This is a genomic window from Kribbella lupini, from assembly GCF_039529595.1.
Taxonomy (GTDB): Bacteria; Actinomycetota; Actinomycetes; order Propionibacteriales; family Kribbellaceae; genus Kribbella; species Kribbella lupini.
The window spans coordinates 211,617-233,208 of the sequence record NZ_BAAANC010000004.1; the positions used below are offsets into that span (position 1 = coordinate 211,617).

A 21,592-nucleotide genomic window follows, 5' to 3' on the forward strand; every position below is an offset into this window, starting at 1 on the left:
CATGTACGACTGGACTGACTTCTTCTGTGGCTCCGGCGGTACCAGCTCGGGCGCCAAGAAGGTTCCCGGTGTGGAGATCGTGATGGCCGCGAACCACTGGCGGCTCGCGGTCGAGACCCACAACACCAATCACCCGACCACCGACCACGACTGCGCCGACCTGTCGCAGGTCGATCCGCGCCGCTACCCCCGCACGATGGCGGCGTGGTTCTCCCCGGAGTGCACGAACCACTCGATCGCCAAGGCCCGCAAGCGCAACGTCGACCGGACGCCGGACCTGTTCGGCGAGGTCCTGCCGGACGAGGCCGCTGAGCGGTCGCGGGCGACGATGTGGGACGTGGTGCGGTTCGCCGAGTTCCACCGCTACCCGGTCGTGATCGTCGAGAACGTCGTGGACGTGGCCAAGTGGGTGCTGTGGGGCACGTGGCGCAACTCGATGGAGGCCATCGACTACTGCCTGCACGTCGTCTACCAGAACTCGATGCACGCCCAGGCCGGCGGGCTGCCCGCCCCGCAGTCCAGGGACCGCGTGTACGTCGTGTGCCACCAGCGCGGCACCCCGCACCCGGACCTGGACCGGTGGACCCGCCCGCTGGCCTACTGCCCCGGCTGCGACGAGGTCGTGCGGGCCATGCAGGCCTGGAAGAACCCCGCCAAGGCGTGGGGCCGCTACCGCGCCCAGTACGTGTGGCGCTGCCCGCGCGTCACCTGCCGCAACGCGGTCGTGGAGCCGGGCTGGCTGCCTGCCGGGTCGGCGATCGACTGGAGCCTGCGGGGGACGCGGATCGGTGACCGGACGCGCCCGCTGGCCGCCAAGACCATGCAACGCATCGTGGCCGCGCTGGAGAAGCAGGCGCGCGGTGGCGTGCCGATGGTGATCCCGATGGAGGGCCGCGACGGCAAGCGCCCGTTCCCGGTCACTGCGGTCCTGCGGACCCAGACGACGCGCAACGAGAACGCGCTGCTGGTCCCGGCCGGGGGCACCTGGAACAACGACGCCAGCTCGGTGCTGGACGTGATGCGGACCCGCACCACGACCGAATCCGAGGCGCTGGTGGTGCCGCTGCGGGCCAACAACACCGCGAAGACGACCGGGCAGGTGTTCGACACCTTCGCTGCCTCGGGCAACCATCACGCGCTGCTGGTGCCGTACTACGGCAACGCGACCGCCCGGACCACCGACGAGCCGCACGGCACGTTCACCACCCGCGACCGGTTCGCGCTGGTGATGCGGAACAACTCCAGCCGGGGCGACGGATCGGAAATGAGCACGCCGGTGAACGAGCCGCTGCGCACGCTGACCACCGCCGGGCATCAGTCGGTTCTCGAGTACGGCACCCCGAACGTCGAGGACTGCGAGCTGCGGATGCTGGAGCCGCGCGAGCAGGCCGCCGGGATGGCGTTCACGCCCGGCTACGTCGTGCTCGGCACCAAGCGCGAGCAGGCCCGCATGATCGGCAACGCCGTCTGCCCGCCGAACGCCCGCGACCTGGTCGCCTCCACCGCCGTGTGCGTCGGCCACGATCTGGGCGGCTGGGACGGCACCGCTGAGCTGACAGAGCGGAGCGCGGCATGACCAGCCACCGCACCATCAACGGCGCACCGGCCAGCGGCACGGTCGGGGTCCGGCTGATCGGACAGGCCACCGACGTGGCCGCCGTCCTGGCCGACCTGACCGCCGCCGGAGTCGAGATCGTCTCGATGCCGTCGCGTCCCTTCCGCAACCGCCGTACGACGGCGATCCGGGTCTACCTGATCGCCCGGCCGGCCAACTCGCAGACCACCCCGGACACCGACCGGAGGAACGCATGACCAGTCACGACGACACCGGCCGCGACAACGTGCACCGGCTTCACGCCGAGGTTCACGAGCCCGTTCACGGCGACGTTCACGACACCGACCAGGGCATCGTTCACGAAACCTCCGAGCGCATCGACACGACCGACATTCACGGCGACGTTCACGAAGTCGTGGACGCCGAGGTGATCGAAGGCGAGGTGCTGAGCGAGGAGGAGTCGGCCGCGCTCGACCAGCGACTGGCCAGCCGCGGGGCGCTGGTCCGGCGCGCGGTGAGTACCGGGCAGGTCGCCAAGCGGGTCGCGACCCACGACCGGACCAAGACGACGGGCAAGGTCACCGCGCGGGCTGCGTACACGGTCGTCAAGGGTGGCGAGTCCTACGCCAAGCGGGCATGGGACGCGGGGACGATGGGCGTCTACCGGCGTCAGATCAAGGCCGCTGAGGCCGCTGGTGACCGCGAGGCGCTGAAGGAGTGGACCGCCGCTAAGGAGCTGGCCACCGAGCGCCGCCACAACCGGCTGATGGACGCTCCCAAGCTCGCGTGGGGTGTGCTGAAGGTCGCGGTCGGTGCGACGCTCGCGACGCCGGTGATCGTGTTCGTGATCGCGGTGTTCGCCAAGCTCACCGGGTCGGGGTCGTTCAGCGGCGTGTGGGCCGGATTCTTCGCGCTCATCGGTCTCGTGATCGCGGTTGGTGGGGTGGCGTGGACGGTGCTCACGTTCGCGCTGCCGGTGCTGGTCGTGATCGCGCTGTTCCGCGAGGGCAAGCGCATCGCTGAACCGCCCGCGTGGATGGTCACCACGGCCGACACCGAGCTGGACATGGCGATCGATGAGTCCACCATCGCGCAGGCGCTGGACTCGCTGCGCATCCCGAACATCACCCGCTACCTGAAGCAGGGCTACAAGCTCCAGTTCATCACCCCGGCACGCCAGCAGGGCCGTGGCACGCACGCGCTGATCCGGCTGCCTGGCGGCGTGCCCGCAGAGGAGATCTCCAAGCGTCGCGTCGCGCTGGCGACCAGCCTGCACCGCGCCGGCTCCGAGGTGTGGCCGACCACCGGTGACGAGGCCGGGATCTTGGACCTGTGGGTTGCCGACAAGGGCGCGCTCGCCGGTGGTCCCGGTAGCTACCCGCTGCTGACCGAGGGCCTGGTGGACGTGTTCAAGGGCGTCCCGGCGGGCAAGACGCTGCGCGGCGACGATCTGCGCGAACCGGTGATGGGCCGCAACTCGATCGTGGGTGGCGCGCCGGGACAGGGCAAGTCGTCGGCGTCGAAGACGTTCATGGCCGGCTGCGCGCTGGACCCGACCGTCGAGATGCGGATCTGGGTGCCGGACCAGAACTTCGACTTCGAGCGGTTCAAGCGCCGCTGCTCGCGCTACGTCATGGGCGCTGACGACGAGTCGATCCGCCAGATCCGCGACGACCTCAAGGAGATGTTCGAGGAGATGGAGCGGCGCGGTGAGCTGCTCAAGACCTACCAGGTCGAGCACGTCACCCGCGAACTCGCGGACAAGAACGTCGGCCTGCACCCGCTGGTGGGTCTGCTCGAAGAGGCGCACGTGGCGTTCCAGCACGAGGAGTACGGCGCGGACATCGCCAAGTACGCCATCGGTCTGGTGAAGCTCGGCCGCAAGCGCGGCATGCACTTCCGGGTCTCGACCCAGGCCCCGACCGCGACCTCACTCCCCAAGGACGTGACCCGCAACGTCACCAACAACTGCGCGTTCTACGTGCAGGACTACGTCGCCAACGACGGCCTGCTGGGCCAGGGCGCCTTCAAGCAGGGCGTACGGGCCACCGACCTCATCCCCGGTGAGAACCGCGGCACGGCGATCGTGAAGGGCTTCAGCGCCGCGAAGTACGAGACGTTGCAGTGGTACTTCCTGGACGGTGCCGAGGGCAACGACCAGATCACGCCGATCATCGACCGTGCTCTGGCCGCGATCGCCAAGCGCAAGCTGCCCGCGCCGAGCGAGGCCCGACGCCCCGAGATCGAGAGCCGCGACCTGCTCGCCGACCTGGACGAGGTCCTCGACACCAATCCTGTCGCGATCGCCGACGTGCCCGCCCTGCTCAAGCGGCTCGCGCCGACCTGGACGCCTTACCAGAGCCTGACCGGCAAGGCCCTGCGGGAGATCCTCGCGGCCGAGCACGGGATCAAGGTGCCCTCGACCGGGAACCGCTACCCGCTCGATCCCGCTACCGTGCGTGACGCGATCGTGCTGCGGGAGCGCGACGCCGGCGCGGCCGACGACACCGAAGACGACGCCGACCCGATCGCCAGTTAGCTCGGCAACCGGGGGCCGCCAACCGCTCCGAACCGGCTCCCACCAGCGGTTTCCGGCCTCCGGTTAACCCACCTCACTCGCTAACTAACCGCAGGTCAGAGGCGGATTAACCGCCGAAACGGCTCCGGGTTAGAGACCTAACCCGGTCACCGCCAGCTAACCAACCCAGACCAACCGACCCGGCGGCCCGCCAGCAGGCGATCGCCTCCCCTAACCACGCCCACCCGATGCTACAGAGAGTGATGATCGTGACTGATCCCGTTCACGCCGTACTGCTCGCCAGCTCCGGCCTGATGCTCGCCGCGACGACCGCCGCCGACGCGACCGAAGCGCTCAGCCGCCCCGAACAGGTCGCGGTCCTGGCCGTCGCCGCGCTGATCGTCGGGGGCCTGTACCTGCTGGCCTGCGCCGTCTGGCCATACGCCAACTGCGGACGCTGCGACGGCGCGGGCAAGTCCCGCTCCCCGTCAGGCAAGAAGTTCCGCAACTGCCCCCGCTGCAAAGGCACCGGCCGACGCAAGCGCATCGGCCGCCGCCTCCTCGACCACCGCGACAACCACTGAACCGCAAGGAGAACCCAGCCATGAACACCCCCACCACCCAGCCGCACGTGGTGACCATCTGCGGGTCCACCCGCTTCCGTGACCAGATCGCCGCCGCGAACCGTGAGCTGACCCTGGCCGGGAACATCGTGCTCGCGCCCGGCGTGTTCGCCCACGCCGGCGACGCCATGACCGACGACGACAAGCAGCGCCTCGACGCGCTGCACCTGACCAAGATCGACCTCGCCTGCTGGGTCCTGATCGTCAACCCCGGCGGCTACATCGGCACATCCACCCGCCGCGAGATCGAGCACGCCCACCGCACTGGCAAGCCCGTGCACTACGTCCACGAGGCCGCCGCATGACCGGCGTCGGCGCGGTGAGCTTCGACCCGTTCCGTCCGCCGATGATCGGCGCTGCGACCTGGCAGACCGTGCTGTCCGGCGCGGGATGGCGCTGCGAATGCACCGGCCGGTGCGGCAAGCCCCATCGCAAGACCGAAGGCCGCTGCGGGACCGTCCACGGTGCCGCGCACCGGCTCGCCGCCGTCCCCGCCGACCCCACGGTCACCCTGACCGCCGCCGTCACCACCGCCGCCCTGGTGGCGCTGTGCGCAGGCTGCGAGACCGCCACCCGGCGCGCCGCGATCAACGCCCAGACCGCCATCGACCCCGACCAGCTCGACCTGTTCGGCGACCAGGCCGCCTAGCACGCCGCGCCCTGACACAACTGACAAAACCGACACAGCCCCCGCCGGGAGGGCCGCGCACCTCCTGACAGAACCGACAAAACCGACAGAACCCCCAGTTGTGTCAGTTCTGTCAGTTGTGTCATGCCCTCCCGGCACCCAGCACCAAGCCAGTACGCGACGCGAGCGAAGGAGTCCGACCGATGTTGCCCCCACGCTTCACCCCCACCGAACCGGCCCTCACCCACGAGCGCACGTCATGGGCGAAGACGATGGTTGCCCACATCAACGACCGGCCGCGCTACGGCAGTCCTGCGTGGGCGCGGCTGGCCGACACCGACCCTCGCAAGCTCGCCGCCGCGATCGTCGCGGCCGAATGCTGGGCCACCGCCCGCGACGACCTGCCCGCCCGGCTGGCCGCCGAGCTGGACGCCCACCGCGCGGCCGACCAGACCGCGTGGGAGCACTGGCGAAGCGACCATGCCGGCGAGCACGCCGCGATGGCCCGGCGGATGGTCCGCAGCCTGCTCGACCCGTCGATGCGCGAGCTCGGCAGGCGGCTGTCGATGACCGAGGCGCAACGGGTCGCAGAAGCCCGCAGACCACGCCCCGGCGACTACCAGCCCCACCCGACCGCCGACGCCGCGCAGAACGCCGCACAGGAGGGCCAAGCCGCATGAGCGCCGCTGAACTCCCCGACTGGCTGCCCCCGATCACCGAGCCGCCCGAAGACGACCCCTGGACCCCTGAACCGGCCGCACCGGTACAACTCCACCGACCCGGAAAAACTCAGCACACACCTAGGCATCACGATCAAATGGCGTCCCCGGCCGAGGCCGGCGGACCGGTCTGGGACGGTGCGCCGGTGCCGCTGCGCACCGACCGGTTGCTGCGCCCGTTCCCGGTCGAGGTGTTCCCCGGCTGGCTGGCCGACCAGGTGACCGCGGTGGCCGAGGCGACCCAGACGCCGTTGGACCTGGCCGCGTCGGTGGCGCTGGCGTGCCTGTCCACCGCCGCCGGTGGCCGGGTCCTGGTCAAGGTCGATCGGTCGTGGACCGAGCAGGTCAACCTGTACACGGTGACCGCGCTGCCGCCCGGCTCGCGCAAGTCGCCGGTGTTCCGGGCGATGACCTCTCCGCTGTCGGCCGCCGAAGACGCCCTGCGCGAGCTGGTCGCAGAGCAGCGCGTCGAGGCCGAGCTGGCGTCGCGGGTCGCTTGGGCGCGCGCCGAACAGCTCGCCAAGAAGGCCGAGGTCGCGCAGGCCAACCCGACCGAGGCGCTGGCCGACGCCACCGCCGCCGCGAAGGAAGCCACCGGCATCGTCGTACCGGAGCTGCCCCGGCTGATGACCGACGACGTCACCCCGGAGTCCTGCATCTCCCTGCTCGCCGCGCACGGCGGCCGGATGGCGGTCCTGTCGGCCGAGGGCGACGTGTTCGCCACCCTCACCGGCACCCGCTACTCAGCCGCGCCCAACCTCGGGGTGTTCCTCAAGGGCCACGCCGGCGACAAGCTCCAGGTGGACCGCAAGGGCCGCCCGGCCGAGACGATCGAGCGGCCTGCGCTGACGCTGGGAGTCACCACCCAGCCCGGCACCCTGGCCGGTCTCGCGGCGATGCCCGGATTCCGTGACCGGGGCGTGCTGGCACGCATCCTGTACAGCCTCCCGGCCAACACCGTCGGCTCGCGCAACAACCAGGCCGAACCGGTCTCCGAAGCCGTGGAAACCACCTACGCCGATGCCCTGCGGACCCTCGTCCTGGTGCTCGCGGGCGACCAGTACAGCAACCCCGACGACGGCCCGCGCCAGCTGGACCTGACACCCGACGCCCGACAGGTCCTGCTCGAGTTCCAAGACTGGCTGGAACCCCGACTCGACCCCCGCACAGGACAGCTCGCGCCCATCACCGACTGGGCCTCCAAGCTCGCCGGCGCGACCGTCCGCCTCTCCGCACTCCTGCACGTCGCGCACACCTTCCACCACGGCTACGCCCAGCCCATCACCGACGACACCATGCGCGCTGCTGAAGCCGTCGGCCGCTACTACCTCGATCACGCCCTGGCCGTCTACGACCTCATGGGCCGCTCCGACCCCGACCTGGACGATGCCCGCACCGTCCTCGACTGGATCCGCAAACGCGGCCTCGACATCTTCACCCGCCGCGACGCACTACGCGGCCTCCAAGGCAACCGATTCGCCACCGCCAAAGACCTCGACCCCGCACTCACCCTGCTCACCGAACACGGCCACATCCGCCCCCGACTGACCCAGACCACCAGCAAAGGAGGCCGCCCTAGCACCACCTACGAAGTCCACCCCGCCACCCACACAACCTCCTGACCAGATACCGGTTTTGTCAGTTTTGTCAGTTCTGTCAGGCCACATCTCAACTCCGAAGGAGACACCTGCGTGACGATGGCAACCCCGATACAGCGGGCACACCTGACGATCGCCGACGTGTGTTCCGAGCTGGGCGTAGCCCGCTCGACTTTCTACGACTGGCGGGCCGCCAAGAAGGCTCCCCGCTGCTTCAAGCTCCCTAACGGTGAGCTGCGAGTCCGTCGTACCGACCTCGACAGCTGGCTCGATTCTTTGCAGGAGGCAGCATGAACAGCGGCCACAAGATGGACCTCACCTACGACGTGCGCTTTCACAAGATGGAGGTCTACAAGGGAAAGACCAAGACCACCTACCGTCCTCGCTGGGTCGTCGCCGGCGAGCGATTCGGAGAGAGCTTCACTCACAAGAAGCTCGCCGAATCGTTCGAAGCCTCACTGCTCGCGGCAGCCCGGGAAGGCGTTCCGTTCGACAAGAAGAGCGGGCTGCCCGCACCGATGGCGCGGAAGCTGTACAGCCGGACCTGGTTCCAGCACGCCTGCCAGTACGTGGACGTCAAGTGGCCGCACGTTTCCCCTGGCCACCGGCGCGGAATCTCCGAGACCCTGACGCAGGCAACCTTCGCCTTGCTCACCGACCAACGGAATCGCCCCTCCGATGCGCAGATCCGCAAAGCACTCCACGGTTGGGCATTCAGCAAAGCCGCACGCGACGGCCAGTCGCTCGATCACGCCCAGCCGCCCGCTGCCCTCGCGGGCACGATCGACTGGTTAATGACCGGCACGCTGGAACTGTCGAAGTTCGAGGACGCCGAGATTGTGCGGAACGTCCTCGACAAACTGGCCATTCGCCAGAACGGCAAGGCGGCGGCACCGAGCACAATCACCCGACGCCGGGCGACCCTGCACGGCGCGTTGCGGTACGCCGTAGAACTGAAGCTGCTCCAAACGCATCCATTCGACACGGTCAGTTGGAAGGCACCACAGCACGACGAAAAGGTCGATCCCCGCGTGCTGGCGAATCCGGAACAAGTCCGTTCCCTGCTGGCGGCAGTCCGGGAGATTTATCCGTCACTGGAGGCGTACTACGGCTGCATGTACCTCGCGGCGATGCGTCCAGCAGAAGTTCGCCACCTCGCAGAATCACACCTCTTGAGCCTGCCCGAGGAAGGCTGGGGCGAAATGTTGCTCGACGGTTCGACGCAGCAGACCGGTCAGACCTGGAGCGACACCGGAGAGGTCCGGGAAGAACGACCGCTGAAGCACCGAGCCGAGAACAGCACGCGGCGCGTGCCGATCTGCCCCGAGCTGGTTGCCCTGCTGAGGCGACACCTCGAAGTCCATGGGCCCGGCCCGGGTGGTCGCTTGTTCGTGACCCGCGTCGGTCGCTTCGGACGCGTCCCTCCGAAGGCGTACTGCAACCCAGTGCATCCGAACACGCTCTCGCGCACCTGGGCGAAGGCTCGCAAGAAGGCGCTGACCGAACAACAGTTCCTCTCACCACTAGCTCGCAGGCCGTACGACCTCCGGCACGCCGGCGTCAGCCTGCAGCTCAACGCCGGGGTTCCCGCGACGCTGGTGGCGCAATGGGCCGGACACAGCGTGAAGGTCCTGCTGGACGTCTACGCCGGTTGCATCGACGGCCAGGAGGAAGCTGCCCGCCGGCGGATCGAGGCAGCCCTAGCGCCGCTGCCCGCGGTGGCCGCCTGAGAGTTTGGGACGCATTCGGGACGGACAGCCGTAGATCGCCAATGACGGCCGGTGACGGCCGGACACAGCGAAAGAGCCCCTGGCCTGCGTTTCCGCAGGTCAGGGGCTCTTTCTTGCCCTGTGGCAGGTGCAGGGTTCGAACCTGCGTAGGCATAAGCCGACAGATTTACAGTCTGCTCCCTTTGGCCGCTCGGGCAACCTGCCAGGGTGGTGCTGCTCCGAGGAGCGGCGTGAGAGACGATACAACAGACAGTGCCCCTCACAGCAAATCGGAAGGGAAGTGCCCATGGCTTCGGAGTCCTCCTTCGACATCGTGAACAAGGTCGACCAGCAGGAGGTGGACAACGCCGTGAACCAGGCGGCGAAGGAGATCAGCCAGCGGTTCGACTTCAAGAACGTCGACGCGGGGATCAAGCTGTCCGGCGAGGCGATCGACATGCAGGCCAACACCGAGGAGCGCGTCAACGCCGTACTGGACGTGCTCAAGGACAAGCTGGTCAAGCGGCAGATCTCGCTCAAGGGGCTGGAGGCCGACGAGCCGAAGCTGTCCGGCAAGATCTACAAGATCAACGCCACGATCAGCGCGGGGATCACGCAGGAGAACGCGAAGAAGCTGTCCAAGCTGATCCGCGACGAGGGGCCGAAGGGCGTCAAGGCGCAGATCCAGGGCGACGAGCTGCGGGTCTCCAGCAAGAGCCGCGACGACCTGCAGGCGGTCCAGTCGCTGATCAAGGGCCAGGACCTCGACTTCGCGGTGCAGTTCGTCAACTACCGCTGATCGCGCGCGGGAGACGCCCGGCCAAATCGCTCGCCGAACCGCCCTTGGCCGGGCATCCTGAGCGCCGTGAACACACCGGCGCTGCGGGACTGGCTGCTCGAGGACTACGGGCTCCGTGTGGTCGAACTCACGCGGGTTCACGGGGGTGCGGACCTCGCGGCCGAGGTGTGGAGGGCGGATTCGCAGAGTCGGGGTGGCATTCGCTCGTACGCCGTCAAGTGGTCCGGTGGCGGGACGGATGCCGGGCCGCTGGTGAGTGCGGAGTTGGCGGGGGTTCTTGGGGTCGCCGGGCCGGTGCGGACTCGGGCGGGTGGGCTCTGGAGTGTGCGGGGTGGGCGGCGGCTGACGGTGGCGCCTTGGGTGGATGGGGAGTCGGCGGCCGCGGTCGGGGTGAGTGAGGAGCAGTGGGCGGCGTACGGCGTACTGCTGGCCGGCGTGCACTCGGTGGAGCCGTCCGAGGAGTTGCGGCGGGTGTTGCCGCGGTTGAATCCGGTGAATGCGCGGATGCCCGGGTTGCTGCGGGATCTGGACGCGCGGCTGACCGGGCGGCGCGGGGAGGCCGATGCGATCGAGGCTGAGCTGGCGGAGCTTTGGCTCGGGCATCGTGAGGCGATTCTCAGGTTGCTGGAGGCGGTGGACCAGCCGCGCGGTCGAGCGGTGATCTGTCACGCGGATCCGCATCTGGGCAACGTGATCGTCGGCGGCGACGGCGTGCAGCTGATCGACTGGGACGACGCCGTACTGGCGCCGCGCGAGCAGGATCTGATGTTCCTCCTCGGCGGGATGGGCACGCTCGGGCCGACCACGGCCGTGCAGCTCGACGCGTTCTTCGCCGGGTACGGCGAGGTCGAGCTGGATCGCGTCAACCTGCGGTACTACCGGCGCGCCCGAGTCCAGGAAGAGGTCGGGCTCTGGGCCGAGCAGGTCATCACCGGCCCGGATCGCGAGCAGGCCCTGGAGATTCTGCGCGGCGTTCTCGGTCCAGGCGGGCTGCTACGCGTGGCGGACCCAGATGTTGGGCTCGGTGTAGGTGCCGACGCCGTTGGTGATGGTGAGGGTCGAGAGGCCGGCGGGGATGGTGTAGGTCCCGTCTGAGGGGAACGGCATGCCGGTCCACTTCTCCCAGTCGGCGACCGAGCCGGTGATGGTCTGGGAGGTCGGAGCCGGGGCCAGGATCGTGGCGCCGAGGCGGACGTGGGTGCGGAGCCACGGGTCGAGCGGGAGGCCGTCGGGGCGGGTCCAGGTCTGGTACGTCGCGATGTCGGTGAGGGGGTAGCGGGTCTTCAGGGTGGGGCGGAGGGGCGCGATCACTTGCGTGAGGCCGTGGGCGACGGCTCGGTCGCGGACGGCGGTGATGAGCGCGGCGGCGGTGCCTTGGCCTTGCTGGTCGGCGCGGACGGCGGCGGCCATGAGGACGAAGGTGTTGGGCTGGATGCCGGACTCGTACGACGTGACGCTCCGGGCCAGGGCGTCGGTGTAGCCGCCGGGGAGGTCGGGGATCGATCCGTCCCACGCCAGCGGAACGCCCCAGCACCCCGCGATCAACCGCGGCTGCGCCGCGGGAGGAGCGGCGGCGAGAGCGGGAGAGCCAGCGCGAGGAGAGGCGGCAGGCGGCTCGGCGACGTAGTAGAAGTTCCAGTCCGCGAAGTACCGGTCCCGACGCTCGGCGTACTGCTTGGCCACTGCGTCGTGGAAGATGAACTCCGGCCATCCCTCGGCGAAGACCGTCGAGGCCTCCTCGTCGAGTTCAGGAGCGTCGGCGACCGGGATCAGCATGCGGCCGAGGCTAGGTCGTGCCGCCGCTCGCGACCACTGCATTTCGTACGGCGCGGGGTGAGCCGCCGAGTTCGCGGTGGCATGCCTTGTTGAAGGCCTGCAGGTCGGGGATGCCGACCGACGCGGCCACGGCCGGGATCGAGAGTGTCGAGGCGACCAGGAGGTGCCGGGCGCGGGTCAGCCGGCGGCGCCGCAGGTACGCGATCACCGTCGTACCAGTTTCGGCGTGGAAGAGCCGGGTGAGGTGGTTGTGCGAGACGCCGGCCTCGCGGGCGAGCTCGGGGACGGTCAGCGGGCGGGCCAGGTTGGCCTCGATGTAGGCGATCGCCGTGGCGACGGCGGGGTGGGTGCCACGCTCGAAATCCGTCCCGGCCGACAGGTTGGCGATCCGCCAGAGCGCCGTCCACACCTCCGCGACCACGCGCGCGGATCCGGTCGCCGATGCCTCCACAGCGGAGCGCAGCAGATCGGCGAGCACCGGCGCGACGGCACCGGCGTCCTGGACTTCCGGCACGTACGACGGTTCGCCGCCGGGGCGCGGGCGGAAGTGCACGTACAGGTGCTCCGAGCGCCCGCGGTAGTCGAACTGCACCGGCACCCCGGCCGGCGTCAGGCTGACGAAACCGGGCGCGACGGCGTACGTCGTACCGTCCAACGTCAGGTCGGCCGAGTAGCTGTACAGGTGCAGCTGCCACAGGTCGGGCAGCTGGAAGTTGTCGCGCCGGCGATGCACACCGTGCACGCCCGCGCCGAGGTTGACGACCTCCGGCGGCTGAGCCAAGGCTAACCGAAGCATGGTGAGAAATTACCACCAGTGGTGATTCAGACCGACGCGAAATCACGGGACATCTTCTTAACCTGGACGAGTACGAACCACCACGGACCAGTCGCCCCGAGAGGGAGAGACATGCCCCACCCGCATCGCAAGAACCTGCTCACCTCGGTCCAGATGGCTCATTTCGTCGCCACCGGCGCGTACCGGATGGACGCCGTCGTTCCGGACGAGATGAACCAGCAGGCCCTCGACGTGCTCAAGGCCGGCATCCCCGGCGTCCCGTACGGCACCCCGCTGTCGGAGGCGTTTACGGACAGCGAGTTCGTGCAGCGGCTGGTGCAGCTGCCCGAGATCGCCGGCGCGATCCACAGCCTGGTCGGCCCCGAGCCGACCGTCGACCACCACGCCGTGCACATCCGCAAGGCCGACGAGGGCGAGGCGCAGAACCTGCACGGTGACGCGATCATCGACGTCCGCGAGGACGCCTTCGACGTGCAGCTGATGTACTACCCGCAGGAGGTGACGCTCGAGATGGGCGGCACCCTGAGCGTGCCCGGCAGCCATCTGCGCCGGACCAACGAGTCCGACACCGGCCGCTACCAGAACCTGCTCGGCCAGACCCGGCTGACCTGCCCGGCCGGGACCGTCGTCTTCCTGCACCACGGCATCTGGCACGGCGGCCGCCGCAACGACAGCGCGATCGACCGCTACATGTTCAAGATCCGCTTCAACCCGACCGTCCGTCAGGTCCGGTTGTGGGACCTCGAGGACCTGTACGACGAGCAGGTCGCGGCCGAGCTCAGCCAGACCTTCCCCTGGTACGAGAACGCGACGGGCCGGCTGGAGATCTACAACCGGGTCAAGCTCTGGCAGCACCTGACCGGCGACGACACCTTCGACCCCGACTACTGGGTCACCCGGGTCTCCAACCGCCCGCAGCGCGTGATCTCCCAGCGCAGCCTCAACCCGCACGCCGCGAAGAAGGACGCCTCATGACGACGACTGCCCCTGACCCGACCAAGACCACGGTCCGCCAGCAGGTCCTCGTGCTCTACCTGGCCTCGTCCGCGCTCGACGCGCGCACGGTCGGCTGGTCGACGTACGACGGCACCGGCGCGACCTCGCCGACGACCGGCGACAGCGACGTCCCGCCGTACGCGTCGGGCCTTGAGGCACTGAAGGACGGCTGGCGCCTGTTCCAGGCCGCGCAGCTGCTGCCGCCGCAGCACGGTCACGAGTACGACGTGTCGTTCCTCAAGCACGAGTTCTTCTTCGAGAAGCTCGTCACGGTCTGACCCAGCTCGACGCGAGCTGGTGCAATGCCAGCGATCGCACCCGCAGCGGGCCGTCGGTGACGAGTTCGAGCTCGTCGCCGGCGGCCTCGCTGTCGAAGTCCACGTTCCGGCAGACGTAGGCGAGACCCGAGAAGATCGCGAGCTGACCCCGGTCGACGAGGAGCCGCAGGGTGAGGGTTCCATCGGGGGCGACCGGTACGTCGTAACCGTCGAGCTGCTGTGCTCGGACGTCGTAGGTGAGGTCGTGGTGTCCGCGGAGACGGAGCGTGAAGGTCTCGGCCGCTGAGGCACTCAGGTCGAGGGTCGCTTCCAGTTCGAAGGTCCGGCCCGACCCGATCGACGTGGTGCCTTGGGCAACTGTGGGCGTCTCCCAGGTGGACGTCGAGGTGCGCAGCGACCGCAGCTCGTCGACCGGCTCACTGAGGATGCGCGGACCGTCGGGCGTGCCGACCAGACGTTGCTGCACCGGGAAGCTCGCGTTCCCGGTCCAGACCGAGCCCTTGTTGCGGCCCTGCCAGGCCATCGTGACGACACGACCGTCGGGCAGGTTCTCGAAGGACTGGGCCGCGTAGTAGTCGCCGCCCGCGGCACCTGGATTGCGTGTGATCGTCTGCGGCTCGGTCCACGACGTCCGGAAGGTTCGGCCGTCGAAGTCGCCGACGACGTACGCGCCGCGCGCGTCGCGCAGCCCCCACACGGTCTCGCCGTCCAGCTCCATCGGGGTGAAGTCCGGGCACTCGAAGAACCAGTCGGCGACGTACCGGCTGGTCCGCTCCCAGGTCTTCAGGTCCGGCGACACGAAGAAGTCCACACCGTTGCCGTCGGCATCGGACCAGACGACCATGGCCCACTGCGACGTCGGCGCGTGCCGGACCACCTTCGGGTCACGGCTCTCCCGCCCGTTCGGTTGCGCGATGATCCGGCCGTCGTCGTACGGCGTGAAGGTGGAACCGCCGTCGAGGCTGTAGAACATCCGCACGCCCTGGGTCCCGGAGAAGACCACGATCGGGTCCTCCGGGCCGTCCTTCAGTCCCGACGTGTTGCCCAGGTCAACCACTCCCCCGCCGGACCACAGGTCGCCGGGGTGAGTCCCGGGGACGAGCGCGTTCGGCTGCTGGGTCCAGTGCACGAGGTCGGGGCTGGTCGCGTGACCCCAGTGCATCGTGTCCCAGACCAGGCTGTCCGGGGCGTGCTGGAAGTAGAAGTGGTACATGCCGCGGTAGTGGAGCAGTCCGTTCGGGTCGTTCATCCAGCCCGCGCGTGGGCTGAAGTGGACCTGACCGCGGTTCGGTTCGTCGTACGGCATCCGGTGTGGTCAGACCGGCAGGACACAGACCGGTTTCGGCCAGGACAGCGGCGTCCCCGTTGCGGTGAGGGCGCCGCTGGACTGGTCGATCTCGAACACCGCGACGGTGCTGGAGCGCTCGTTCGCGGCGTACAGGCGGGTGAAGTCGTTGCTGAAGGCAAGGTGCCGGGGCCAGTCGCCGCCGGAGCCGATGGTCTGGATCAGCTCGACGCCGAGCCCGTCGGCGTCGGTCGCGAACACGGCGATCGTGTTGTCGCCGCGGTTCGAGCCGTACAGGTAGCGGCCGTCCGGAGTGATCAGCAGCTCGGCCGGGTAGTTCTCTCCCGAGGCGCCGTCCGGCCGGGTCGACACGGTCTGCGTGACGGCGAGCTTGCCGTCGGCGTAGCTGGCGACGGTGAGCGTGGAGTCGAGCTCGTTGATCACGTACGCCGCGCCGCCCGCCGGGTGGAACACGAGGTGCCGCGGTCCCGCGCCCGGGTGGACCTCGAGCCGGCTGACGTCTTCGAGGCGGCCGTCCGGGGTCAGCGTGTTGACGTAGACGGTGTCCGACCCGAGGTCGACGTCGAACGCGTACGCGCCCGCCGGATCGAAGGTGACCTGGTGGGCGTGCGGACCCTCCTGGCGCTCGGCGTTCGGGCCGGTGCCTTCGCGCTGCAGGATCTGCGTCGCCGTACCGAGTGAACCGTCGGCGGCGATCGGGTGGATCGCGACGTTGCCGGAGCTGTAGTTCGCGCTCAGCAGGTAGTTGCCGGAGGGGTCGATCACCAGGTGGCACGGGTGGGCGCCCTCGGTGGGCTGGTCGTTCAGGAACTCGAGCGAGCCGTCGTCGCCGACCGCGAAGGCGCTGACGCGGCCCGCGTCCAGCTCGTTGGTCGCGTACAGGAACCGCCCGTCGACCGACCGGGTCAGGAACGACGGGTCCGCCGTCTCGACCGCGACCACCAGCTCCTCGACGGTCCCGAACCCGATCCCGGTCCCGCCACCGTCCTGGCTGGTGTAGCTGCCCACATAGATCCGCTCCGAAGTCATGCCCCTACCCTGCCAGGTCAGCGACTCGACGGCATCCGGTGTCCCAGCATGCAACGCGTCGGGTCGAGGCCGCCTTCGGTCGTACGCTCGGCGTATGACGAGCTCGGGGTTGCTGCGGCGGATCGGGTTGGAGGCGGCTCCGGCGGGGCCCAGTGTCGAGGGACTGTTCGCGGTGCAGCGGGCGTTCGTGACGTCGGTGCCGTACGAGTCGATCCAGTACCAGCTCGGGCGCGGTGGGCCGCTGGATCAGCAGGCGGTCGTCGAGCGGATGATCGCGCGGGAGGCCGGCGGTTACTGCTTTCAGATGAACGGCGCGCTGGCCTGGTTGCTCGAAGAGCTCGGTTATCGGGTCACCATGCATCGCGGCGGAGTGCAGACGCGGTCGGCGCCGGAGCCTCGGGTCGACAGTACGCATCTCGTGCTGACCGTCGACGGACTGCCGGACGACCCGGAGCGCGTCTGGCTGGTCGACGCCGGGCTCGGCGACGGGTTCCTCGAGCCGATGCCGCTGGAGGTGGGGACGAGCCGGCAGACGCCGTACACGTTCGGTCTCGGGGCGTCGTCGATCACCGCCGGCTGGCGGCTCGAGCACGATGCGCGCAGCGCGATCGCCGGGATGGACTTCGAGGCGGCTCCGGCGCGGATCGGCGACTTCGCGGAGCAGCACGCGTACTTGTCGACGTCGGTCGGCTCGCCGTTCGTGCGGGTGGCGTCGGCCTTCCTGCGCCGGCCGGAGAGCGTGCTGGCGCTGCGGTCGATCGAGTTCGTCGAGACCTCGGCGGATCGCGTGGACACGACGCGGATGGAGACGGCGGCCGAGTACTACGAGTTGTTGGCTGATGTGTTTCAGCTTCCGCTGCATCACCTGGACAAGGGCGATCGGGAGCAGCTCTGGGGACGGGTCCTCGAGCAGTACGAGGCGTACCAGGCTCGCCTCGCCGCAGCCGACTCAGGGCAGGCGTGAGCCGGCGCGTCACCCACCGCTGAGGAGTGGCGCCAGGCGGCGTCATACGGCGGTCGCGAAGTCGTCCGGCCAGGTGACGCCGGTACGACGGCAGAGGTCCTCCGCCAGCGGGAAGAAGGCGTCGACACAAGCCCGGTGGACCTCGACCGCGGATTCGCGCGTGGCGACGATCGGAGGAAGGGCCTCGATCGTGCGGTAGTGCTCCGGGTCGAGCAGTGCCGACAGGTGCAGGGCGCCGCCGCGGTCTTCCACCTCGACCGACTCGACCATCAGCTGCACCAGCATCGTGCGCAGCAGCGTCGACCCCGACGCGGCCACGACGTGGTTGACGACAATCGTCGGGCCGAACTCGAGGACCTGGTGGTAGATCAACGGCAACGCCTGCCGTACGGCGTCCAGCCAACTGCTGACGAAGGCGGGGCCCGCACGGTGCGAGTCGCTGCCGTCCGGTCGCTTTGGATCCTCGTCGCCGACGACCGCCACGAGATCCAGGTCGCTGAACGCGTCGGCCGTGCCGCGCGCCGTACTGCCGGTGATCCAGAGTCCGCGGACGCGGTGGTCCTGCCGAAGCTGCTCGGTGACCCAGTCGAGAAGGACGTCGCGGTTCATCGGGTGAGGTGCTTTCCGTACAGGGCTGCGGTGGGAGTCAGGTGGGGCAGCAGGAGTTGCCAGCCTTTGCGCCGGTAGAGCCTCGGCGCGGGGCGGTCGCCGGTGTACGTGCTGAGGAGGGCCTTGCTGTGCGGCAGGTCCGCCATCAGCGCGTCGTGGAGATCGGCGCCCAGGCCCTGGCGCTGAGCTGATGCGGCAACGGCGAGTTCGACGAACTCGAAGTGGCCGCCGACCCACTCGGCGGCGATCTCCGGCGCAGCCTCGGCGATGCGGTCGGGCCACCACTGGCCGCGCTCACCGGTGAACCCGTACGCGAAGCCTGTGATCGCGCCCGCCGACCGGGCGACGACGAGCTTGAATCCGGGGCGGGCGGCGTGGGTCGGCAGCTGCTCGTCGGCGAACTGGTCGGCCCTCTCGGCGGGCTCGTCGTACCCGGGGGCTCCGAAGGCGGAGAAGTACACCTCACGCAGGTCGTCGGCGGCGGCCGACGCGGCTTTTGCGCCGAGGGTTTCGATCATCTGGTCGAGGCTAGCGCTGGGTGACGTCCTTCGGGTCGTTCGGTTTCCGCGTTTTCAGCGCGGCGCGGTGGGCACCGCGAGGGCGTACGGATCCCGACCCGAGCGAGGAGCGAGCAGATGAGCGAGCCCGACGACGACTACCGGCCGACCATCGACGACGTCGATCCGAGCGCGCTGGCGGTCAACTCGGTGGACGACCACGTGCGGGTGTCGGCCGACCCCAGCGAGTCCGAGATCGTCGACTCGGCCGGCGAGACGCTGCGGGTGGACGAGGACAACGACGGCGACCGCGTCGAGGCACCGCACGATGCGGCCGGTGAGTCCCGCCACCTCGAAGCCGGAAGCCCGTACGACGGGTCGTCGGGCGGCAGCTCGGACTCCGGCTCGTTGGATGGCGACGCTGCCGGGCAGGCGGGGGGGCCGGTCATGAGCACCCCACCGCAGGCAGCGTTGCCGCTGACCGACTACGACCACATCCCGTTCGGGTCGCTGGCCTCGCGGATCCGGTCGCTCGACATCCAGCAACTGGAGCAGCTGATCGGGTACGAGAAGATCCACGGCGAGCGCATCCTCGTCCTCGAACTGCTCGAGCACCGCCGCGACGAGCTCCGCAGAGGCGCCGCGCCGACGTCCGGTTCGACGGACGGACTCCGGCCTGAAGTCGCGGACTCCCCGGACAGTGCGGGACCGGTCGGCGCCAGCCGCGGCCCGGCGATCAACCCGCCGTCCCACGGAGACCCGACCAACCCGTCACAACCGCGGTAGTCGGCCGCCGGTCACGGAGATCTGGCCGACCAGGGGTAGCGAGCAGTATCGACCGGCGCAGCCGCGGTAGTCCGAGGCGGTCGGGCTTCATCTTCCACGTTGATCTACCAGGAGGTTCGTGTGTCCGAAGCGCAGAACGAGTCCAGGCCGGTTGTCGATCCGGAGGCCGAAGGGCTGCCCGGGACCGCGGACGACGACTCGTCGGCGTACGACGACACCGCGTCGGCCCGGGTCGCGGACGGGCCCGATCCCGCGGCGTTGCCGGCCGACCATCCGATCGCGTCGCTCGACTACGGGACGACTCCCGCGGAGGCCGCGACCGCCGAACCGCTCGCGGACCGGCTCGACCGGGAAGAACCCGAGCCCGACCCGTACGCCGAAGCCGCCGACCCGCAGGACCCGACCGACCCGGCCAACGTTTCTGACCGCCCGGACCCCGGCGACGACACCATCGAGCCGGACGAACTGAGCGACGCCAGTCCCGCCGAGGTCACCGGCGTACCGGGCGCCGGTCCGGGCGTGCGAGAACCGGACGGTACGACGTCGCCCGACCGGCTCTCGGCGAGCCCCGACGCGGTCGGTGACGGGCCCGACCCGGATGGACGGCTCACCGGCGCTCCAAGCGATGGACTGGTCGATGTCACCGGAGCCGATCTGACGGACTCCGACGAACTCGACCCATCCGAGGACACCGTGCCGGACACAACCGCACTCGACCCGGTTGATGCGAGCGAGTCGTTCGACAACCAGTCCGGACGAATCGACGCAGTCGACACGCTCGACGAGCGCCCCGGGCGACTTGTCGCGCCCGACGAAGGCGCTCATCCCGACCGCGAAGGCACCGAGATCGCGTACGACGCCGGCTCGACCGCCGGCCTCACGGCCGAGGAAGCCGCGCTCCACGAGGAACGCTGACGGCACACGGGCACGCATAAGCCCACGCACGCACGGCACCAAGCGCACCCACGCACGGCACGTGCAAGCGCACGCGCGCACGCACACGCGCCGACAAGAGCGGACCCCGAGCCTGCACGATGCTCGGGGGTCCGCTCTGTTCGCCGTGCTTCAGCGTGCCGGCTCAACCGCCCGCGTCAGGTCGGCGACGACTTCGGCCGCGTCGGGGGTGCTGATCAGTACGACGTCGTAGCCGATCAGCTCGGCGCCTTCCGGCGTCAACGTGAGGCGCACGGCCGGGTGGTTGCGGCGGGTGCTGACGAAGTACCGCATGCCGGTGCCGAGGCCCCAGCGGCCGACCTTCAGCACCCCGGTGACGACGAGGCCGGAGCGGCCGCCGGGGGTGGCGGTCCAGCGGGTGGGGTGCTCGACGACGCCGGCTGTGGCGATCGCGTCGAGCGGGATCACCAGCCGCGGGCGGCCGGCGGCGAAGAAGCGCTCCCACCAGCTCAGGTCGACCGTCACCGTCGCGCCGTTCGCACGTACTGTCGCCATGCGGACCTACACGCTCAACGCGCAGGCCGGCGACGCGGACAACGCCGAGGTCGACCACGACAAGCTGCGGACGATGTTCACCGTGTTCGTCGCGGGCATCGGCGGGCACCTCGACCAGTACCTCGCCCGCCCGGAGATCGACCCGATGGCCGACGGCGTCAGCTTTCGACAGACCGCGCTGAACCTCTCCGACGAGGAGTTCATCGAGTTCTTCACGGCGTACGGCGAACTGCTCAACCGGTACGCCGGCAAGCCGGACGCCGCCGACCGCACGCGCCGCATGCTCTCCACGATCGTCGTGCCCGACTAGGGTCTCCCCCGTGATCACTGACCAGCAGCGGCGCGACCGCGGACTCCGGACGGTCGCCGAGATCCTCGAACTGGCCGAGAGCGGGACGGTGGTGCTCGACCCGTACTCCGTGCTGATCGGCACCGCGGTGGTGCTGGGCAAGGAAAACGTCCTGTATCCCGGGGTCGTGATCGAGTGCGCCGAGGACGCCGAGTGCGTGCTGGGCGACCGGAACACGCTGCTGCCCGGGACTTTCATCGCCGTCGGTCCGGGCGGATCCGTTGTCATCGGCGATGACGGCAGAATCGGCGAGGGCGGCGCCCGGATCGTTGCCGGTGGCGACGAGGTGAGCGTCGGGAACCGCACGAGGCTGAGCAGCGGCGCCGTGGTGGTCGGTCCCGCCGAGCTCGGTGACGGTTGTCAGATCCTCGGCCAGATCACCGCGCAGGACATCGTGCTGGCCGGCGGCGCCGACCACACGCACCCCGATCCCGACCATCGGGGCGCTGTCCTCAAGGGCTTCGGCAAGGCGCGGGGCGTTCAGCTGGGCGTGGGTGAGGTGGTCAACGGCGCCGGCGACTTCGACGACGCACCGGTGGAACGCCAACGCCACTACCACCCGAACGCACCCCACCTGAGCGAGTGAGAGGAGCCGCGCCACACGGCTT

General features: G+C 69.6%; 26 protein-coding genes and 1 tRNA gene. 19 read left to right on the top strand and 8 right to left on the bottom strand.

All coding sequences use genetic code 11. The features are described from left to right. The first annotated feature begins 1 nt into the window (after position 1). The 10 genes from ABD235_RS34075 to ABD235_RS34120 all read left to right on the top strand — a co-directional run bounded on the left by ABD235_RS34075 (position 2) and on the right by ABD235_RS34120 (position 9,371). The gene (locus ABD235_RS34075; RefSeq protein WP_344181743.1) at positions 2-1,576 is read left to right on the top strand and encodes a DNA cytosine methyltransferase; all 1,575 of its coding nucleotides are present in this window, start codon (positions 2-4) and stop codon (positions 1,574-1,576) included. Then, positions 1,573-1,812, top strand: coding sequence for a VOC family protein (locus ABD235_RS34080; RefSeq protein ID WP_344181744.1), 240 nt, complete (start codon positions 1,573-1,575; stop codon positions 1,810-1,812). Before ABD235_RS34075 ends, ABD235_RS34080 begins: the two co-directional genes overlap by 4 nt. Next, positions 1,809-4,094, top strand: a complete 2,286-nt coding sequence (locus tag ABD235_RS34085; RefSeq protein ID WP_344181746.1) for an ATP-binding protein — start codon at positions 1,809-1,811, stop codon at positions 4,092-4,094. Before ABD235_RS34080 ends, ABD235_RS34085 begins: the two co-directional genes overlap by 4 nt. A 248-nt stretch (positions 4,095-4,342) precedes the next feature. Then, positions 4,343-4,657 carry a hypothetical protein gene (locus ABD235_RS34090; RefSeq protein ID WP_344181748.1) on the top strand — a complete coding sequence of 105 codons (315 nt, stop codon included), beginning with the start codon at positions 4,343-4,345 and terminating at the stop codon, positions 4,655-4,657. Positions 4,658-4,677: 20 nt separating this feature from the next. Then, positions 4,678-5,001 carry a hypothetical protein gene (locus tag ABD235_RS34095; protein ID WP_344181750.1) on the top strand — a complete coding sequence of 108 codons (324 nt, stop codon included), beginning with the start codon at positions 4,678-4,680 and terminating at the stop codon, positions 4,999-5,001. Then, positions 4,998-5,345 (top strand): hypothetical protein, encoded by a 348-nt coding sequence (locus ABD235_RS34100; RefSeq protein ID WP_344181751.1) that lies wholly within the window; start codon positions 4,998-5,000, stop codon positions 5,343-5,345. Before ABD235_RS34095 ends, ABD235_RS34100 begins: the two co-directional genes overlap by 4 nt. Positions 5,346-5,527: 182 nt before the next feature. Beyond that, positions 5,528-6,004: a DUF2742 domain-containing protein gene (locus ABD235_RS34105; RefSeq protein ID WP_344181752.1), complete on the top strand. Its 477-nt coding sequence runs from the start codon at positions 5,528-5,530 to the stop codon at positions 6,002-6,004. Between the two features lie 137 nt (positions 6,005-6,141). After that, positions 6,142-7,665 carry a YfjI family protein gene (locus tag ABD235_RS34110; protein ID WP_344181754.1) on the top strand — a complete coding sequence of 508 codons (1,524 nt, stop codon included), beginning with the start codon at positions 6,142-6,144 and terminating at the stop codon, positions 7,663-7,665. Between the two features lie 75 nt (positions 7,666-7,740). Continuing rightward, on the top strand, positions 7,741-7,935 hold the full coding sequence (locus tag ABD235_RS34115; RefSeq protein ID WP_344181756.1) for a helix-turn-helix transcriptional regulator: 195 nt from the start codon (positions 7,741-7,743) through the stop codon (positions 7,933-7,935). Beyond that, on the top strand, positions 7,932-9,371 hold the full coding sequence (locus ABD235_RS34120; protein ID WP_344181759.1) for a tyrosine-type recombinase/integrase: 1,440 nt from the start codon (positions 7,932-7,934) through the stop codon (positions 9,369-9,371). Before ABD235_RS34115 ends, ABD235_RS34120 begins: the two co-directional genes overlap by 4 nt. Positions 9,372-9,492: 121 nt before the next feature. On the opposite strand, the gene ABD235_RS34125 is transcribed toward ABD235_RS34120, so the two are convergent. Further along, a tRNA-Tyr gene (locus tag ABD235_RS34125) sits at positions 9,493-9,575 on the bottom strand. 82 nt (positions 9,576-9,657) lie between these two features. Here ABD235_RS34125 and ABD235_RS34130 point away from each other — a divergent pair. Then, the gene (locus ABD235_RS34130; RefSeq protein ID WP_344181761.1) at positions 9,658-10,149 is read left to right on the top strand and encodes a YajQ family cyclic di-GMP-binding protein; all 492 of its coding nucleotides are present in this window, start codon (positions 9,658-9,660) and stop codon (positions 10,147-10,149) included. A 66-nt stretch (positions 10,150-10,215) separates the two neighbouring features. Then, the gene (locus ABD235_RS34135; protein ID WP_344181763.1) at positions 10,216-11,244 is read left to right on the top strand and encodes a phosphotransferase enzyme family protein; all 1,029 of its coding nucleotides are present in this window, start codon (positions 10,216-10,218) and stop codon (positions 11,242-11,244) included. On the opposite strand, the gene ABD235_RS34140 is transcribed toward ABD235_RS34135, so the two are convergent. Then, the gene (locus ABD235_RS34140; RefSeq protein WP_344181764.1) at positions 11,143-11,925 is read right to left on the bottom strand and encodes an N-acetyltransferase; all 783 of its coding nucleotides are present in this window, start codon (positions 11,923-11,925) and stop codon (positions 11,143-11,145) included. The genes ABD235_RS34135 and ABD235_RS34140 overlap by 102 nt on opposite strands. A 10-nt stretch (positions 11,926-11,935) precedes the next feature. Continuing rightward, positions 11,936-12,721, bottom strand: coding sequence for an AraC family transcriptional regulator (locus ABD235_RS34145; protein WP_344181766.1), 786 nt, complete (start codon positions 12,719-12,721; stop codon positions 11,936-11,938). Positions 12,722-12,832: 111 nt separating this feature from the next. On the opposite strand from ABD235_RS34145, the gene ABD235_RS34150 reads away from it, so the two are divergent. Both ABD235_RS34150 and ABD235_RS34155 read left to right on the top strand, forming a co-directional pair. Beyond that, on the top strand, positions 12,833-13,696 hold the full coding sequence (locus tag ABD235_RS34150) for a phytanoyl-CoA dioxygenase family protein (RefSeq protein ID WP_344181767.1): 864 nt from the start codon (positions 12,833-12,835) through the stop codon (positions 13,694-13,696). Then, complete coding sequence (locus ABD235_RS34155) at positions 13,693-13,995, top strand: hypothetical protein (protein ID WP_344181769.1); 303 nt, start codon at positions 13,693-13,695, stop codon at positions 13,993-13,995. Before ABD235_RS34150 ends, ABD235_RS34155 begins: the two co-directional genes overlap by 4 nt. Here the strand turns inward: ABD235_RS34155 and ABD235_RS34160 are convergent. Both ABD235_RS34160 and ABD235_RS34165 read right to left on the bottom strand, forming a co-directional pair. After that, a complete protein-coding gene (locus ABD235_RS34160) occupies positions 13,985-15,301 on the bottom strand; it encodes a glycoside hydrolase family 32 protein (RefSeq protein WP_344181771.1) in 1,317 nt (438 codons plus the stop codon). The two genes, ABD235_RS34155 and ABD235_RS34160, sit on opposite strands and share 11 nt — an antisense overlap. A gap of 9 nt (positions 15,302-15,310) precedes the next feature. Next, on the bottom strand, positions 15,311-16,330 hold the full coding sequence (locus ABD235_RS34165; RefSeq protein ID WP_344181774.1) for a lactonase family protein: 1,020 nt from the start codon (positions 16,328-16,330) through the stop codon (positions 15,311-15,313). A gap of 94 nt (positions 16,331-16,424) precedes the next feature. On the opposite strand from ABD235_RS34165, the gene ABD235_RS34170 reads away from it, so the two are divergent. Next, entirely contained in the window at positions 16,425-17,294 is an 870-nt protein-coding gene (locus ABD235_RS34170) for an arylamine N-acetyltransferase family protein (protein ID WP_344181776.1), read from the top strand. Positions 17,295-17,336: 42 nt separating this feature from the next. Here the strand turns inward: ABD235_RS34170 and ABD235_RS34175 are convergent, their stop codons facing one another. Together ABD235_RS34175 and ABD235_RS34180 are read right to left on the bottom strand one after the other, a co-directional pair. Beyond that, on the bottom strand, positions 17,337-17,903 hold the full coding sequence (locus ABD235_RS34175) for a nucleotidyltransferase domain-containing protein (RefSeq protein WP_344181778.1): 567 nt from the start codon (positions 17,901-17,903) through the stop codon (positions 17,337-17,339). Next, a complete protein-coding gene (locus ABD235_RS34180) occupies positions 17,900-18,421 on the bottom strand; it encodes a GNAT family N-acetyltransferase (RefSeq protein WP_344181780.1) in 522 nt (173 codons plus the stop codon). The genes ABD235_RS34175 and ABD235_RS34180 overlap by 4 nt, the downstream gene beginning before the upstream one ends. 117 nt (positions 18,422-18,538) lie before the next feature. Between ABD235_RS34180 and ABD235_RS34185 the strand changes: the two genes are divergently transcribed. Next, entirely contained in the window at positions 18,539-19,186 is a 648-nt protein-coding gene (locus ABD235_RS34185) for a DUF8129 domain-containing protein (RefSeq protein WP_344181782.1), read from the top strand. Between the two features lie 120 nt (positions 19,187-19,306). Beyond that, positions 19,307-20,101 (top strand): DUF5709 domain-containing protein, encoded by a 795-nt coding sequence (locus tag ABD235_RS34190; protein ID WP_344181784.1) that lies wholly within the window; start codon positions 19,307-19,309, stop codon positions 20,099-20,101. A 150-nt stretch (positions 20,102-20,251) separates the two neighbouring features. Here ABD235_RS34190 and ABD235_RS34195 read toward each other — a convergent pair whose 3' ends face one another. Beyond that, entirely contained in the window at positions 20,252-20,635 is a 384-nt protein-coding gene (locus ABD235_RS34195) for a hypothetical protein (RefSeq protein WP_344181785.1), read from the bottom strand. Between ABD235_RS34195 and ABD235_RS34200 the strand changes: the two genes are divergently transcribed. Together ABD235_RS34200 and ABD235_RS34205 are read left to right on the top strand one after the other, a co-directional pair. Further along, complete coding sequence (locus ABD235_RS34200) at positions 20,634-20,945, top strand: hypothetical protein (RefSeq protein ID WP_344181787.1); 312 nt, start codon at positions 20,634-20,636, stop codon at positions 20,943-20,945. The genes ABD235_RS34195 and ABD235_RS34200 overlap by 2 nt on opposite strands. Positions 20,946-20,955: 10 nt before the next feature. Continuing rightward, entirely contained in the window at positions 20,956-21,570 is a 615-nt protein-coding gene (locus ABD235_RS34205; RefSeq protein WP_344181789.1) for a hypothetical protein, read from the top strand. The last annotated feature ends 22 nt before the right edge of the window (positions 21,571-21,592 follow it).